Raw genomic sequence first — 14686 nt, 5'->3', positions numbered from 1 at the left:
AGCCTACCTACTTTCTAAAATTCCTCATGTTCATTAGGATCAAATCTTCTTGCAGAAATTTTATCTAAATTGATAAGCTTTTGAACTTCTTCAGGAGTTAATTTGAAATCAAAAATATCTAAATTACTAATTTGATGTTCATAGGAACTAGCTTTAGGAATAGGAATAACATTAAGTTGAGTTTCCCATCGTAAAATTATTTGAGCTGGTGACTTATGGTATTTTTGAGCTAACTCAATAATTTCTTTTTCTTGAAAGGCTTCACCAGCACGCTGCAGGGGACTCCATGCTTCGGTAATGATATTATGTTTATCATCATACTCACGAATTGTCTTGCTGGACCAGTAAGGATGAAGCTCAACTTGGTTAATAGCGGGCATAACGCCTGTTTCACGGTATAAATGTTCAATATGTGTTGGTTCAAAGTTAGAAACGCCTACTGAGCGAATTAAGCCAAATCTTTGGGCATCTAGCATGGCTTGCCACGCTTCAAGATAATGATTCTCCTTTGGATTTGGCCAATGAATAAGATAGAGATCATAATAATCAAGGTTAGCCGCATAAAGGGATTCTTGAATTTGTTCTATAGCCTCCTGGTATTTGTGATGACGACCTGGTAATTTAGATGTTATAAAAATATCATCACGATTTATACCGCTATTTTTAATAGCACGACCTACTGCTCCTTCGTTTTCATAATTAACAGCAGAATCAAGTAGACAATAACCATTCTTTAATGCGGCTTGAATAGCAAAAACTCCCCGAGAACCATTTAATTTATAGGTTCCGAAACCAATTTTAGGAATTCGATTTCCATCATTTAAATTAAAGTATTCCATTCTTACTCTTCTTTCTGTTTTCAATATACTTATTACGTTTATTGTAACAGTCTGAATAAACAAAAACTTATTAATTGCATTGCAAACGTACGTTCAAATATCTATACTGAAAGAAATAATGTTAGGGGAAAAATAAATGGCAAAGAGAAGAAGATATCGAAAAAAACAGACAAATACAATAGCAAACTGGATTATAGCGCTAGTAATTATTATTTGGGGTGGTTGGTTTTCTTCTAACCAAGTATCGAATCAAAATCAAAACCAAGATAATTCCCAGCAAGTAGTAAAGAATGCTACAACAGCGGATACTAATTATGGAGGATTGTCTAGTGCTGACTATCAAAAATTGGCTAATTTAAACTTTAAGAGTGGCGACAAGGCATATGTCTATGTAAATAATAATAAGTCAACTTTGATAAAGAATGCCTGGAAGGTCAATAAAGTAATCTATTCTAATTTAGATAATTTGAATAGAACTTCCCATTCAAATACTGCCTTCTTAGAGCCAAGAAATGTGGCAAATGATTCTTTACGTGTAAGACAGTTCATTAATCCAACTGCATGGCATTCTAATCATGAGAATGGGACTCAAATTTATAATCGTGGACACTTAATTGCTTATTCAGTTTCCGCAGGAATTGATCAAGATGGAAATTATAATCCTAATAATCAATCAGGCGATCAAAATAATCCCAAAAACCTATTTACGCAAACAGCTTTTTCTAACCAGAAAATTCAGACTATGTTTGAGGGAAAAGTACGTAATGCCTTAAAACAAGGAAATAAGGTTATTTTTCAGGCAACGCCAATTTTTAGGGGAAATGAATTAATGGCACGCGGTATTAATTTGCAGGCTATAAGTTTAAATAATAATTTAGATTTTAACGTCTATATTTATAATGTGCAGCCTGATTATGTATTTGATTATAATAATGGTAGAGCTAAAATAGATCGTGATATGGTAGTTAATCAATAGTTAATTTTTATATTTATATGGGAGCTGATTAACTGTTAACAAAAATATAGAAACTTATAGAAGAAAATGGAAAAATTAGCTTATTTAGAAAGTTAAACATGGAAAATAAGCTTTAATTCAATACTTACTTGTTTTGCTTTTCTCCTTTAGGTAAACTTATGTTTGCATTCTGGGAGGTGAAGCAATGATTAAAACACAAGTAGTAAAGCTAAAAGTTAATAAAACCATGCAAAAGCATCTCGATGCTTTATGCGACTATCGCCGATACTGCTGGAATAAAGGCTTAGAAACTTGGCAATTAATGTATGAAGCCCATAGCTTGAACAAGCAAGATAATCCAAGTCCCAATGAACGCAGAGTCCGTGATGAACTAGTTGCTAATAAAGCTGACTGGCAATATGATTTGTCTGCTAGATGTTTACAACTAGCTGTTAAAGACTTAGCTAATGCTTGGAAAAATTTCTTTGATAAAGCTCAGTCTGATTGGGGTAAACCTAAATTTAGATCTAAGAAAGCACCTAGACAAGGCTTTAAAACTGACAGAGCTAAGATTGTTAATGGCAACCTTTGCCTTGATAAACCAAGAAGCATCTCAAAAGAGTCTTGGTTTGATCTAGTAAGTTATGAGTCTTTAAAGATGAGTGAAGTCAAAGTAGTAAGTATCTTCAAAGAAAAAGGGAGCTATTATGCGGCTTTGACTTATGAAGAAGAGATTTCAAGTAAAGCTAAAACTCATCAAAAGACAGCAGTTGATATTAATGTTGGTCATTTTAACTATACCGAGGGGCAAATCAATGTTTTGCCAGCTAAATTGCAAAAACTGTATAAGCGCATTAAGCATTATCAAAGAATGTTGGCACGTAAAAGAGAAGTTAACGGTAAATTGGCTACCAAATCAAATAATTACTTTGCGGTGAGAACCAAACTGCAAAGGGATTATCGTAAAGTGGCTAATATCCAAAATGATCTTTTACAAAAGTTCACTACTAAGCTTATAGATAATTACGACCAAATTGTAATTGAAGACTTAGCGGTTAAAGAAATGATGATGACGCACGTAGCCTCCAAAGGAATGCAGAGATCGTTATTTAGCAAATTTAGGCTGATATTAACTTATAAGTGTGATTGGTATGGCAAAGAATTAATCTTAGCTAATAAAACATACCCATCAACTCAAAGATGCGCTCAGTGCGGTTATGTCAAAAAAGGTGATGAAAAAATCACTTTGCAAGGCAATCAAAAGCATGGTACAAAGCATAATGAGTATATTTGTTATCAGTGCGGCTATAGTAATGATCGAGATGAAAATGCAGTTTTAAACCTTTTAGCTTTAGCAGAATAAAAAAGATAAATGATAACGGGGCTGGCTAAGCCCTTAAACTGTAGGAGCTGGTCAATGTGATTACTCCTATTTGGAATATCAGAATACTAGTGCAGACGACAGTAAATGAAACAAAGAAGGGAAAAATATATCTTTCTGATATGTAGAAAATTCGTATTCTTCTACATATTTCCATGTTTTATATAGCAGAAAATAATGAACAAAAGCAAGGATAACTGTACGGCAATGATTGTCGGAAAAAAGGCTACAATTGATGGTTCAACTATTATTGCTCGTGATGAGGACGGTTATGGCGGCATTAATGAAAAGACTTTTGTTGTCCATGAAGCAAAAGATTATGATGAAGAATATGTTTCAAAATATAATGGTTTAAAGCTTTATTTAAAGGGACATGGTTGTAAGTGGACTGCCACTCCAACGGCTGATGAATCAGAAGGTCGCTGGGATGAACAAGGAATTAATGAATATAACGTTGCTATGTCGGCTACTGAAACAGAGGCCACAAATGCTCGCTGCTTAGGTCATGATCCATTAGTAGAGGATGGAATAGATGAAGATTCAATGGTTTACCTTGTTTTACCATTTGTTAAAACTGCACGTGAAGGAGTAGAGCGTTTAGGTAAATTAATTGAAAAATATGGTACTGGTGAAAGTAACGGTATCGCTTTTTCTGACCACGATGAAGTTTGGTATTTTGAAACTGGTGCTGGCCATCAATGGGTAGCACAAAGAATTCCCGAAGATTCCTATGCAATTTGTCCTAATATCATGGTGATTCAAGATATTGATTTTGATGATCATGATAATTTTATGTATGCATCAACTATTCGTGATTTTGTAGAAAAGAATCACTTAAATCCAAGTACTAATGGTAAATGGAGTTTTAGAGATATTTTTGGTACTAAAGCAGAAGCAGATAGTTACTATAACACTCCAAGAACTTGGTATGGGCAAAAGCTTTTTAATCCAAGTATTGAGCAAGATCCGTTAAGTCAAGAAATGCCATTTATTAGAAAGCCAGAAAAGAAGATTGGCGTTGAAGATGTAGAATTTTTCTTATCTAGTCACTATAACGGTACTGAATACGACCCAATGGGATCTTTTGCTTCAGGGGATGATAAGAAGCAAAAGATGTTTAGATCAATTGCTTTAGACAGAAATCAATCTAGTTGTATTCTTCAAATTAGAAATGATGTTCCTAAAAAAATAGCAGGTATTCAATGGGTTAACTTTGGTTTTTATGCCTATAGTCCTTATGTACCTTTCTATACAAATATTGATGACACACCATTAAATTATCAAACGGCTAGTCATATGGTTACTCCAGAGTCTAGTGCATATTGGTTGTATAAGAGTTTGCAAGTTTTGGTGGAGCCAAGATATCATCAGTTTATTTACCAAGTTGAGAACTTTAGAGATGAATGTCAAAGTTACGCTGTTAGCCGCATTTCAGCAACCGATGAGAAAGCAGGCGAATTGTCTGGAAAAGAACAAACTAAATATTTAACTGCTGCTAATGCTGAAACTGCTGCGTATATTACTAATGAAACCAAGAAATTGATAAGTGATTTGACGAGACAAGCATTAAATTCTTCTAAATTTCAATTTGAACGTGGCGACAATTTGTAATTTTTGAAAAACACTGCACAAGATGTAGTGTTTTTTTATTGTTCGACTTTCTCTATCTTGTATGTTGGTAAAATAGATCCCAAGGGCACATCTAAAAAAATGCAAGATGTAAAATACGATTTATTTTTACTTTTATAGAAAAATTGTTCCTGGAATAATATTATTATCCACATCTTATCCACAAAAAAGCAACAAAAATTCACAAAGTACGAATTATTTATTGAAAAAATATTTGTGATTTTGTTGCTTTTATCATAAAATTTGTGATGTAATATGATTTAAATCTAAATGTAGTAGTGAGAGATATATGAACGAAGATAAATTCATTCAGGTAAATAACCTAGAAAAAACTTATGAGAATGGTTACCAAGCGATTAAGTCTGTTAGCTTTTCTGTAAAAAAGGGCGACTTAGTGTGCTTGTTGGGTCCTAGTGGTTGTGGAAAAACTACAACTTTAAATATGATTGCCGGACTATTGAATCCGACCGGTGGAGACATCATTGTAAATGGTAAGTCTCTTCTTAATGTTGCGCCAAAAGATCGTAATATTGGCTATGTATTCCAGAATTATGCCTTGTACCCACATATGACTGTTTTACAGAATGTAATGTTTCCAATGACAGTAGGAAAGAACAAGAAGCCAAAAGATGAAGCTGAAAAAATTGCTCAAAAATTTATGAAATTGACTCATATTGAGGAATTGGCTGATCAAAAACCAGGTAATCTTTCCGGTGGACAGCAACAGCGTGTTTCGATTGCGCGTGCATTAGTGCAAGAGCCACAAATTTTATTAATGGATGAACCATTAAGTAACCTAGATGCCCGCTTACGTTTAAAGATTCGTGAAGAGATTCGTAATTTGGTTAAAGAAGTAGGAATTACTACTTTATTCGTTACGCACGATCAAGAGGAAGCTCTCTCAATTGGTGATAAGATTATTCTTTTCCATAATGGAGTGATTCAACAAGATGATAAGGGTCAAGATCTTTATCTTGAGCCTAATAACCAATTTGTCGCTAACTTTATTGGTAATCCAGTGATTGATAATTTTGATGTAAAGGTAGCAGACAATAAGATTATTGGGACAGACTTTGAGATTCCAGTTGAAAAATTAGATAGTGCAAAATTTAGAGGCGACTTAGTAGCCGGAGACTATACATTGAGTATTCGTCCTGAAAACTTAAAATTAAGTGATGAAGGCGAACTTTCCGAAGTAATTGATGATGTCGAATTGATTGGACGCGAACGAGTATTGAAATTTACTCATGCTGGAACAAATCAGCGTGCATTGATTAATTTAGAGCAAGAAATAAAACCTGGAGATAGCGTAAAATTCAAGATGAACTTAGACCGTGTTTACTTATTTAAGCCAGATGGGGAGCGAATCTATTAATGAAAGATAATCAGAAAAAAGCTTGGTTATTTTTAGCACCGGCCATTATTTGCGTTACTGTATTTAGCATTTGGCCAATTCTACGTGCTTTTACGATGAGTTTTCAGGGTGGTCCATTAATTGATCTTCAATTTAATGGACTCTCTAACTATCAGTATATTTTTAGCGATCCAGAATTCTGGCGTGCAATTATGAATACGGCTATTTATGCATTTTTAGCCGTGCCAATTGCCTTAATAATTTCTGTTGCGTTAGCATGGTTTATCTTTTCAAAGATTAAACATACTGCCTTCTTTGAAACTATGTTTTTTATGCCATATGTTACCAGTACAATCGCAATTGGAATTGTATTTCGCTATATCTTTAATGGTGAATACGGTTTATTGAACTTCTTATTAAAACTTGTTCATTTACCACAACCTGATTGGTTAGATAATCCGAGTCTAAGTCTTGTTTCATTGATTATCTTTGGTGTTTGGTCATCTTTGGCATTTAATATCGTTATCTTGATGGGTGCGTTAAGAAACATTGAACCAAATTACTATGTTTTAGCTGATATGTATGGTGCAACAAGTAGGGAAAAGTTCTGGCGCATAACCGTGCCACAGTTAGTTCCAACTTTAGCATTTCTTTTAACTGTAAACTTAATTGGGGCATTTAAGATCTATACCCAAGTTTATGCATTATTTAATGGACAAGCTGGTGTAGGTAATTCGGCAATGACGGCAGTTTACTATATCTATAATAAATTCCAAATTGTTGGTACGCCTGGTGTAGCAATGGCTGCAACAGTAGTCTTGTTCCTATTTATATTGTTCGTAACTTTCTTACAAAGAAAATTAATGAAAAAGGTGAACAGTTAGAATGAAGAAGAAAAAACTACGTTGGGGAATGATTTTTGTCTATCTATTCATTGGAATTTTTGGCATTATAACTGTTTTCCCATTTATTTATATGATCTTAGGTGGATTGATGTCCTATCAAGAAACCACTACTATTCCACCAACTTTAATCCCAAAGACTTTGCGGTGGAGTAACTATCAAAAAGTATTTGAGCAAGCACCATTTGCAAGATACTTCTTAAACACATTTATTACAGCGGCAACTACAACAATTGTTACATTGTTTACTTCAATTCTCGGTGCATTTGCAATGACCAACTTAAAATTTAAGGGAAAAGGATTTATTCAGTTAATTTTTCTTTCACTCTTAATGGTTCCGGGAGAAGCAATAATTTTTACCAACTACAATACAATTGCTCATTTAGGCTTATTGAATACATATTTAGGATTGGTTTTACCGTTCTTAACATCTATCTTTTATATGTACTATTTACAAAGCTACTTCACAGCAATTTCACCAACAATCTATAAAGCAGCCATGATTGATGGAGCTTCTGACTGGGAATATATTTGGAAAATTCTAGTTCCAATGTCTAAAGGTGGATTAATTACTGTTGCGTTGCTTAGTTTTATTTCAGGATGGAACTCCTTCTTATGGCCATTATTGGTAACAAATGAAGACAAGATGCGCTTATTGAATAATGGTTTAGCTGCTTTTGCTTCTGATGCGGGTGCTCAAACGCAACTTCAACTAGCAGCAGCGACTTTAACAGTAGTACCTGTTTTAATTGTTTACTTCATTTTTAGAAAGCAAATTATTCGAGGAGTAGTACGTAATGACCTCAAAGCCTAAAACTACAGTTACTTTTTATAATGGGTTAACGACTATTGGCGGCCCAATGATTGAAGTAGCTTATGATAAGTCACATGTATTATTTGATTTAGGAGAAGTGTACCGTCCAGAACTGGGACTAAAAATGGAAGATGAAGATTTTTCAACTCTTCTTAAATATCAATTGATTGGTGATGTACCGAATTTCTATGATCCAAAGATTACGGGAAAAGAAATAGATCATGAACGTTGGCAACACAGCGCAGCTTATATTTCTCACCTTCATCTAGATCATAGTAAAGCTATGAATCTTTTAGCGCCAGAGATTCCATTATATGCTGGTCCATTAACTGCGGTATTGTTACCAGTGTTGAATCGGGATGGAGAATTTTTATTACCAGCAGCTGATAAACCAAAGAATTATACTCGTCCTATAATTGCAGCTAAATTAAACCAACCAATTAAAGTTGGAGATATAACTTTAACAGTTGTTCCGAGTGACCATGATGCTTACGGAGCAACTGGGTTAATCGTCGAAACACCTGATAAAACAATCGTTCATACTGGAGATATTCGTTTGCATGGTTATCATCCCGATTGGGTGCGTCAATTTATGGCGACGGGTAAAGGATGTGATATGCTAATTATCGAAGGTACTGGTGTTTCATGGCCAGAACGTAGTGAAGAGGATAGTGAAGAGTTCAAAGGCGTTAAGAATGAGGTTGAGCTTACTGAAGGAGTAGTTAAATACCAAAAAGATAATCCAAAGCGTCAGTTGACTTTTAATACTTATCCTACAAATGTAGAGCGAATTTTGAGAATTATTTCAGATTCTCCTCGAAAAGTAGTCCTTCATGCTAAACGTGCTGAATTATTAAAATTGGCATTACAGCAGGATGTTCCTTACTACTACATGCCAGAAGATGAAAAGATTGATGCGCTCGATCCAAATCTTGAAATCAGTTATCAAGATCTTCTAAAAGACGATCATCAATATTTCTGGCAAGTAGTGGGTCATTATGATCAACTACAAAAAGGTGGCTTATACATTCATAGTAATGCTGAGCCTCTTGGAGATTTTGATCCAGCTTATGCTCCGTTTATTGAAAATATTGAAAAGCGTGGAATTGAATTGATAACTCTACGTTGCTCAGGACATGCGGACGTAGCTGAATTAAAAGAGATTATTGCGGGTTTTGAGCCAAAAATTTTAGCTCCTGTGCACACATTGCATCCAGAATTAGAAGAAAACCCATTTGGAGAAAGGATTTTACCTAAGCGCGGAGAGGTATTTACGCTTAGTTAAAATTAAAATTTTATTTTGTTGTTTGTTTTTATTGGGAGGAACATATGAAGTTCACTAAAAAATTTGCAGCAGTTGCAGTTGCTGCTTTAGCCCTTGTAGGCACTACTGCTTGCTCAAATTCTAAGAGTAATGATAGCTCAAGTAGTAAGTCAGCTGATATTCCAACTAAGATTACCAAGAAAACTACTGTAGTTTTCTGGCATGGTATGACTGGAACTCAAGAAAAGACTTTACAAAGCTTGACTAAGGATTTTGAAAAGAAGAATCCTAACATTACTGTTAAACTTGAAAACCAAGGTAAGTATAATGACTTACAAGCAAAGATTAACTCAACTTTGCAATCACCAAATAACTTGCCTACAATTACTCAAGCTTATCCTGGCTGGCTTTTAAATGCCGCTAATAGCAAACGTTTAGTTGACATGACGCCTTACATTAACAATAGTAAGATTGGTTGGGGTTCAGCTAAAAAGAGTGACATCCGTGAAGAATTATTAAAGGGTGCACAAATTAAGGGGACTCAATATGGTATTCCATTTAATAAATCTGTTGAAATGTTAACTTATAACAAAGATTTATTAGATAAATATGGTGTTAAAGTACCAAAGACAATGGCTGAATTAAAAGCAGCATCTAAGAAGATTTACGAAAAAAGTAACCACAAGGTTGTTGGTGCTGGATTCGACTCACTTTCAAACTACTACGTTTTAGGTATGAAGGATGAAGGCGTAAACTTCTCTAAGAACATCAACTTTACTGGTTCTAAATCTAAGAAAGTAATCAACTACTACGCTGATGGTATTAAGGCTGGTTACTTCAAGACTGCTGGTTCAGCTGGTTACCTTTCTGGTGACTTCTCTAACCAAAAGGTTGCAATGTTTGTAGGTACTAGTGCTGGTGAAGGATTTGTTAAGATGGGTGTTGGTAATAAGTTCCAATACGGTGTTGCCCCTCGTCCTTCTAAGTACAACATGCAACAAGGTACTGATATCTACATGTTCAACAAGGGTACTGCAGAGCAAAAGGCAGCTGCCTTCATGTACATTAAGTACTTGTTAGGTAAGAATCAACAATTGACTTGGGCTGATCAAACTGGATACATCCCTGTAACTAACAATGTAATTAACTCTAGTGCTTACAAGGACTCAACTAAGTCTAAGGTTCCTGCTCAATTAGATAAGGCAATGAAGAACTTATACAGTGTTCCTGTAGTTAAGAACAGTAATGCCGCATACACTCAGTTGAATTCAATTATGCAAAACATCTTTGCACAAGCAAAGAAGGGCCAAAACTGGAATTCACAAATTGATGCTGGTAAGACTAAGTTCGAAAGTGCTTGGAATCAATAAAAACAGAATATTAAGTAAAAAAATGAGGACTGTCATTATGACAATCCTCATTTTTTATAGATTTTTTAGAAGAAAAGTAGAATGAAGGCAATTAATGCAGGTAGCATTTGAACAATAAAAATCTTTTTACTTGCTGTAAAACCACCAAAAATAGCAACAACTACAACAAAGGCAAGTAACAGTTGCCATACAGTAATTAAAGTTGGCATTCTGAAAAAGAAAAATACAATTAAGATTAAAAGGCCTAGCATTCCATTATAGATACCTTGATTAGCTAAAGCTGTTTTTGCGGCAGGCTGTTTAACAAAATCTACATCCATGTCAAACGACTTAGCTTGTAAATCGGGCTTACCAAAAATTTCTAACCACATAATTCCAATATGCTCGATTCCAACAATAATTGTTAGAAGAATTCCAATATTTCTTAAAATCATTTTATAAGCTCCTTTATTTAACTATTCAGATAGATTTTACTTATTGTTAACATAGAAATCAAATAGAGTAATAATCATTTTTATTATTGTCGCATTTGCAACAATAGTCACATATACTAGAACAAATAGGAGGGATAGACATAAAGATGGCAGAAGATATTTTGAGAGAAATTGGTTCAATTTCACGAGCCTTGGATTCGATTGCTAATATTGAGTTTAAAGATTTGGAATTAAATCGTGGTCAATACTTATATTTAACTCGCATTTTTGAACACCCAGGTATTATTTCTGATCACTTAGCTACATCATTAAATATTGATCGTACAACGACTGCTCGTGGAATTAGAAAACTTGAACGAGCGGGACTTATTTTTAAAGAAGATGATGAAACTAATAAGAAAATCAAACATTTATTTGTAACCGACACAGGTAAAAAATTAGCTAAAGAAATAGAAAGAGAAAATGTCTATTCAAATACGTTAGTAACAAAAGGCTTAACTAAAGTTGAACAGGCTCGGTTACAAAAATATCTAAGTGTTCTCGAGAAAAATGCACGTGAAAATTGGAATTTTGTAAAGAATGGTGGAAAGAGGAAGTATTAATATAACAGTAAAATATGAGATTAAAGAAGTACTAGCAGATAATATTAGAGAATTACAACAAATTTCAAGACAAACATTTTTAGAAACGTTTGGATCACAAAATAGTACCGAAGATATGAGAAAATTTTTGGATACAGCATATGCAGAAGAAAAATTAAAAGATGAAGTTGAAAATGCGAATAGTAGTTTTTACTTTTTAACTGTAGATAATAAAGTGGCTGGCTATTTAAAGGTGAATGAGGGAGATGCGCAAACAGAGCAGGTGGTTCCTAATGCTTTAGAAGTCGAAAGAATATACTTGAAGCAAGATTTTCAACATCAAGGTTTAGGATTAGTGCTAATCAAATTAGCTGAGAAAATAGCTAAAGAAAAAGATAAGGACAATATGTGGCTTGGAGTTTGGGAGAAAAATTATCAGGCTCAGACTTTCTATGAAAAAGATAGTTTTAAAAGAGTTAGTCAACACACTTTTGTAGTTGGAGAAGATCCACAGACGGATTTGATTTTAGTTAAGAGGTTGAAGTAATGAAATTTTGTTTTAAGACAATTGATGAAATGACTGGATATGAGGCTTTTTGCGTCGAAAGGCTAAGAAATGAAGTTTTTGTTAGTGAACAAAAAATTACCTTACCTGAAATAGATGATGAAGATTTTCATGCAATTCATGTTTTTAGTTTAAATGACGGAAAAGATGATGCTTTAGCTACTTGTCGAATTTTTAAAGATGAAAATGGAGATTGGTATTTAGGTCGAGTTGTGGTCTCAAAAGATGCACGGGGAATGCATCTTGGAAGTAAAATGATAAAAGAAGTTCATGAGTATCTAAAAGAAAAAGATATTAATAGGTTATACTGCCATGCGCAAATGACGGCCAAGCCTTTCTATGATCATCTTGGTTATCAAGTTAAAGGCGAGACATTTGATGAGGGTGGTATAGAACACGTATTAATGTATAAGGATCTATAGATAAAAAAAGCACCTCGGAGATCGAGGTGCTTTTATAGTGTTTAATTTAATTATTCATCATCGTTATGATTAGTGAAGTAGCGGTAATCTTTGCTCTTATCAAAAATTACACCACGTGCGTTTTCACCGTTTGAAACGCTAAATACTGCGTCTGGGTATTTTTCTTTAACTTCTGCTTCCATGTATGAACGCATCATAGCGTTGTTTGAAAGAACTGAACCAGTTAAAGCAACGCGCATTGGCTTAGGATCTTCATAACGGTCTAAGCACATGATAATGTCACGAGCCAAAAGATGTGCTTGATCTGCAATGATCTTACGAGCATCTTCATCACCGTTATCTGCTAACTTAGCAACTTTAACAGCCTTTGAAGCAACTTCTGGACTAGTTAAGTTGTAGAATTTAGCAGGAACTTCGCCCATGTTATCAACATTGAATTCTTTAACGAATAAATCAATTAAAGAATTCTTTTCACGCTTGTCCCAGCTAAGAAGAGCGGATTGAAGAGCAGCCTTGGTAATAGCATAACCACTACCTTCGTCTCCAAGTAAAGAACCGTAACCACCAACAGCGATTAAAGAACCGTTTTGACGGCCGTTAACAACGGATCCAGTACCTGCAATAACTAAAGCACCATCTGCTCCTTCAAGACCATTGTAAAGAGCAAGAAGTGAGTCAGTAATAGCACGAGTTGGAATGTTACCAACCATTGAAGAAATAGTTGCTGCGACTTCTGGTGCATTACCAACAACAGATAAACCAGCAATTCCGGCTAAAACCTTAATACAATCGCCATCAATCTTGTCACGCAATTCATTAACTGCTTGAGCAATATTTTTGATACCGAGTTCGTAGTCATTGTTGATTTGACCTGGGCCAGATTCAGCACGACCTAATTCTTTACCATTTTCGTCATAAGCGATTGCCGTAGAGTGTGTACCACCTGCGTCAATACCGATCATATATTTCAACATAAATAATAATCCCTCACTGTAAATATTAATACTGGAATTATTGTACTAAAAAAAGAACAATTTGTGAACGCATTCAGCAAATCCTATATAAAGAAAAGATAATCTTAAAAAATAGAATAATCCTTAGTCTTTAAACTTTTTTAGGTATTAGCATGATAAAATAAAAATATGTGATTAAGGAGATTTTTAATGAAAAATAAAATATTTTTAGGGGCGATTTTATCCTCTTTTTGTGCATTAGCTTTTTATATGACTAGTATTAATCGTATGAAGACACAAACTTTAGAAATTTATGGAAACTCAACAGCCAAAGTAGCTCAAAAAAGTAAAATGAAAGAGGGCACTAAACAAACTCGTATTACTAGTGGAGAAAACGAGATTGGAGAGGCCGCTATTTCAAAAAATAGTAATAAGAATTTGGCTAAAGCCATTGTTAAAGCTAGTTCAAATGTTCAAGGAAGTTATCAAGTGAGTGTAAAAGACTTGAATAATCCTAAAATATTTGTTGATTTAACAAATACTAGTCAAGATAATTTAAATGCTGGGAATGTTTTAAAGTTATTTGTGTTGCTGGCTTATTACAAGGCAGTTCAAGATAAAAGCTTAAACTCGGCAACTCCTTATAAAGTTAAATCAAGTGACTTAAGTGGTGGAGATAAGGTACTAAAGACTGATATGGCTTATTCCTACACCTATTTACTTGATTTAATGATGCGTCAGCAAAATAATAATGCGGCTAATATTATTTTAAATAAAATTGGAAAAGAAAAGGTAAATCAAACTGCAAAAGAATTTGGTGCAACCCATACAGAGATTACTGAGAATTTTGGTAAAGATTTTGTTGGAAAAACCAGTAGTAGTGATTTAGTTAATACTATGCAAAAGCTTTATCAGGGGAAAATTTTAGGAACTAATGTGGATAATCAAATTTTAGGACAATTAGCTAATTTTCCTGAAAAAGGCTTAGCGAAAAATATTAATGGTGTGGTTTATAAAATAGCTGATAAAAAACAAGGAGCAGCTATAATTCAAGAAGATGGGAAGACTTATACTATGGCAATGGTTAGTGAAGAAGATGTCGATCTAGCCAAAATTGGGGATTCAATTAATAATTGGATGATTAAACAAAAATAGATTTAAAGGAGTTTTGATATGAACCCCGAAATTCGGACAAGAATTTCGAGGTTTTTATTATGTCTAAA

General features: G+C 34.1%; 15 protein-coding genes. 12 read left to right on the top strand and 3 right to left on the bottom strand.

Features of this window, described 5'->3' with window-relative positions:
- Positions 1-14: 14 nt before the first annotated feature.
- Complete coding sequence (locus Q9R40_RS02710; RefSeq protein ID WP_304676210.1) at positions 15-839, bottom strand: aldo/keto reductase; 825 nt, start codon at positions 837-839, stop codon at positions 15-17.
- A 136-nt stretch (positions 840-975) separates the two neighbouring features.
- Between Q9R40_RS02710 and Q9R40_RS02705 the strand changes: the two genes are divergently transcribed.
- The 8 genes from Q9R40_RS02705 (at position 976) to Q9R40_RS02670 (ending at position 10508) form a co-directional block, all read left to right on the top strand.
- Positions 976-1815, top strand: coding sequence for a DNA/RNA non-specific endonuclease (locus tag Q9R40_RS02705; RefSeq protein ID WP_304676209.1), 840 nt, complete (start codon positions 976-978; stop codon positions 1813-1815).
- 184 nt (positions 1816-1999) lie between these two features.
- Positions 2000-3157, top strand: a complete 1158-nt coding sequence (locus tag Q9R40_RS02700; protein WP_300722572.1) for a transposase — start codon at positions 2000-2002, stop codon at positions 3155-3157.
- Positions 3158-3352: 195 nt separating this feature from the next.
- Positions 3353-4786, top strand: a complete 1434-nt coding sequence (locus Q9R40_RS02695) for a C69 family dipeptidase (RefSeq protein ID WP_304676208.1) — start codon at positions 3353-3355, stop codon at positions 4784-4786.
- A 307-nt stretch (positions 4787-5093) separates the two neighbouring features.
- A complete protein-coding gene (locus Q9R40_RS02690) occupies positions 5094-6179 on the top strand; it encodes an ABC transporter ATP-binding protein (protein WP_300593381.1) in 1086 nt (361 codons plus the stop codon).
- The gene (locus Q9R40_RS02685; RefSeq protein WP_061400847.1) at positions 6179-7042 is read left to right on the top strand and encodes a carbohydrate ABC transporter permease; all 864 of its coding nucleotides are present in this window, start codon (positions 6179-6181) and stop codon (positions 7040-7042) included. The genes Q9R40_RS02690 and Q9R40_RS02685 overlap by 1 nt, the downstream gene beginning before the upstream one ends.
- Position 7043: 1 nt before the next feature.
- Positions 7044-7874 carry a carbohydrate ABC transporter permease gene (locus Q9R40_RS02680; protein WP_004896621.1) on the top strand — a complete coding sequence of 277 codons (831 nt, stop codon included), beginning with the start codon at positions 7044-7046 and terminating at the stop codon, positions 7872-7874.
- Complete coding sequence (locus tag Q9R40_RS02675; RefSeq protein WP_304676204.1) at positions 7858-9159, top strand: MBL fold metallo-hydrolase; 1302 nt, start codon at positions 7858-7860, stop codon at positions 9157-9159. The genes Q9R40_RS02680 and Q9R40_RS02675 overlap by 17 nt, the downstream gene beginning before the upstream one ends.
- 44 nt (positions 9160-9203) lie before the next feature.
- Entirely contained in the window at positions 9204-10508 is a 1305-nt protein-coding gene (locus Q9R40_RS02670; RefSeq protein WP_300593388.1) for an extracellular solute-binding protein, read from the top strand.
- Between the two features lie 65 nt (positions 10509-10573).
- Here Q9R40_RS02670 and Q9R40_RS02665 read toward each other — a convergent pair whose 3' ends face one another.
- Complete coding sequence (locus tag Q9R40_RS02665) at positions 10574-10942, bottom strand: DUF1304 domain-containing protein (protein WP_300593390.1); 369 nt, start codon at positions 10940-10942, stop codon at positions 10574-10576.
- A 146-nt stretch (positions 10943-11088) separates the two neighbouring features.
- On the opposite strand from Q9R40_RS02665, the gene Q9R40_RS02660 reads away from it, so the two are divergent.
- Genes Q9R40_RS02660 through Q9R40_RS02650 form a run of 3 tightly spaced genes read left to right on the top strand, consistent with a single transcriptional unit; the run spans position 11089 to position 12510 of the window.
- Positions 11089-11544 carry a MarR family winged helix-turn-helix transcriptional regulator gene (locus Q9R40_RS02660; protein ID WP_304676200.1) on the top strand — a complete coding sequence of 152 codons (456 nt, stop codon included), beginning with the start codon at positions 11089-11091 and terminating at the stop codon, positions 11542-11544.
- Positions 11522-12070 (top strand): GNAT family N-acetyltransferase, encoded by a 549-nt coding sequence (locus Q9R40_RS02655; protein ID WP_304676199.1) that lies wholly within the window; start codon positions 11522-11524, stop codon positions 12068-12070. The genes Q9R40_RS02660 and Q9R40_RS02655 overlap by 23 nt, the downstream gene beginning before the upstream one ends.
- Positions 12070-12510 (top strand): GNAT family N-acetyltransferase, encoded by a 441-nt coding sequence (locus Q9R40_RS02650; RefSeq protein WP_061400842.1) that lies wholly within the window; start codon positions 12070-12072, stop codon positions 12508-12510. The genes Q9R40_RS02655 and Q9R40_RS02650 overlap by 1 nt, the downstream gene beginning before the upstream one ends.
- A gap of 50 nt (positions 12511-12560) precedes the next feature.
- Here Q9R40_RS02650 and Q9R40_RS02645 read toward each other — a convergent pair whose 3' ends face one another.
- Entirely contained in the window at positions 12561-13484 is a 924-nt protein-coding gene (locus tag Q9R40_RS02645) for a BadF/BadG/BcrA/BcrD ATPase family protein (RefSeq protein WP_061400841.1), read from the bottom strand.
- A 189-nt stretch (positions 13485-13673) separates the two neighbouring features.
- Here Q9R40_RS02645 and Q9R40_RS02640 point away from each other — a divergent pair, with 189 nt between their 5' ends.
- Complete coding sequence (locus Q9R40_RS02640) at positions 13674-14618, top strand: serine hydrolase (RefSeq protein WP_061400840.1); 945 nt, start codon at positions 13674-13676, stop codon at positions 14616-14618.
- Positions 14619-14686 lie beyond the last annotated feature (68 nt).

It is taken from the genome of uncultured Lactobacillus sp., from assembly GCF_948948975.1.
Classification (GTDB): Bacteria; Bacillota; Bacilli; order Lactobacillales; family Lactobacillaceae; genus Lactobacillus.
Note: the sequence above shows the minus strand (reverse complement) of the source record. Positions and strands in the feature narration are given on the sequence as shown.

What these genes read in the sequence shown, in the direction of transcription:
- Q9R40_RS02710 (WP_304676210.1), bottom strand. Translation starts at nt 839, where the DNA reads ATGGAATACTTTAATTTAAATGATGGAAATCGAATTCCTAAAATTGGT.
- Q9R40_RS02645 (WP_061400841.1), bottom strand. Translation starts at nt 13,484, where the DNA reads ATGTTGAAATATATGATCGGTATTGACGCAGGTGGTACACACTCTACG.
- Q9R40_RS02665 (WP_300593390.1), bottom strand. Translation starts at nt 10,942, where the DNA reads ATGATTTTAAGAAATATTGGAATTCTTCTAACAATTATTGTTGGAATC.
- Q9R40_RS02705 (WP_304676209.1), top strand. Translation starts at nt 976, where the DNA reads ATGGCAAAGAGAAGAAGATATCGAAAAAAACAGACAAATACAATAGCA.
- Q9R40_RS02700 (WP_300722572.1), top strand. Translation starts at nt 2,000, where the DNA reads ATGATTAAAACACAAGTAGTAAAGCTAAAAGTTAATAAAACCATGCAA.
- Q9R40_RS02675 (WP_304676204.1), top strand. Translation starts at nt 7,858, where the DNA reads ATGACCTCAAAGCCTAAAACTACAGTTACTTTTTATAATGGGTTAACG.
- Q9R40_RS02660 (WP_304676200.1), top strand. Translation starts at nt 11,089, where the DNA reads ATGGCAGAAGATATTTTGAGAGAAATTGGTTCAATTTCACGAGCCTTG.
- Q9R40_RS02695 (WP_304676208.1), top strand. Translation starts at nt 3,353, where the DNA reads ATGAACAAAAGCAAGGATAACTGTACGGCAATGATTGTCGGAAAAAAG.
- Q9R40_RS02690 (WP_300593381.1), top strand. Translation starts at nt 5,094, where the DNA reads ATGAACGAAGATAAATTCATTCAGGTAAATAACCTAGAAAAAACTTAT.
- Q9R40_RS02680 (WP_004896621.1), top strand. Translation starts at nt 7,044, where the DNA reads ATGAAGAAGAAAAAACTACGTTGGGGAATGATTTTTGTCTATCTATTC.
- Q9R40_RS02650 (WP_061400842.1), top strand. Translation starts at nt 12,070, where the DNA reads ATGAAATTTTGTTTTAAGACAATTGATGAAATGACTGGATATGAGGCT.
- Q9R40_RS02640 (WP_061400840.1), top strand. Translation starts at nt 13,674, where the DNA reads ATGAAAAATAAAATATTTTTAGGGGCGATTTTATCCTCTTTTTGTGCA.
- Q9R40_RS02670 (WP_300593388.1), top strand. Translation starts at nt 9,204, where the DNA reads ATGAAGTTCACTAAAAAATTTGCAGCAGTTGCAGTTGCTGCTTTAGCC.
- Q9R40_RS02655 (WP_304676199.1), top strand. Translation starts at nt 11,522, where the DNA reads ATGGTGGAAAGAGGAAGTATTAATATAACAGTAAAATATGAGATTAAA.
- Q9R40_RS02685 (WP_061400847.1), top strand. Translation starts at nt 6,179, where the DNA reads ATGAAAGATAATCAGAAAAAAGCTTGGTTATTTTTAGCACCGGCCATT.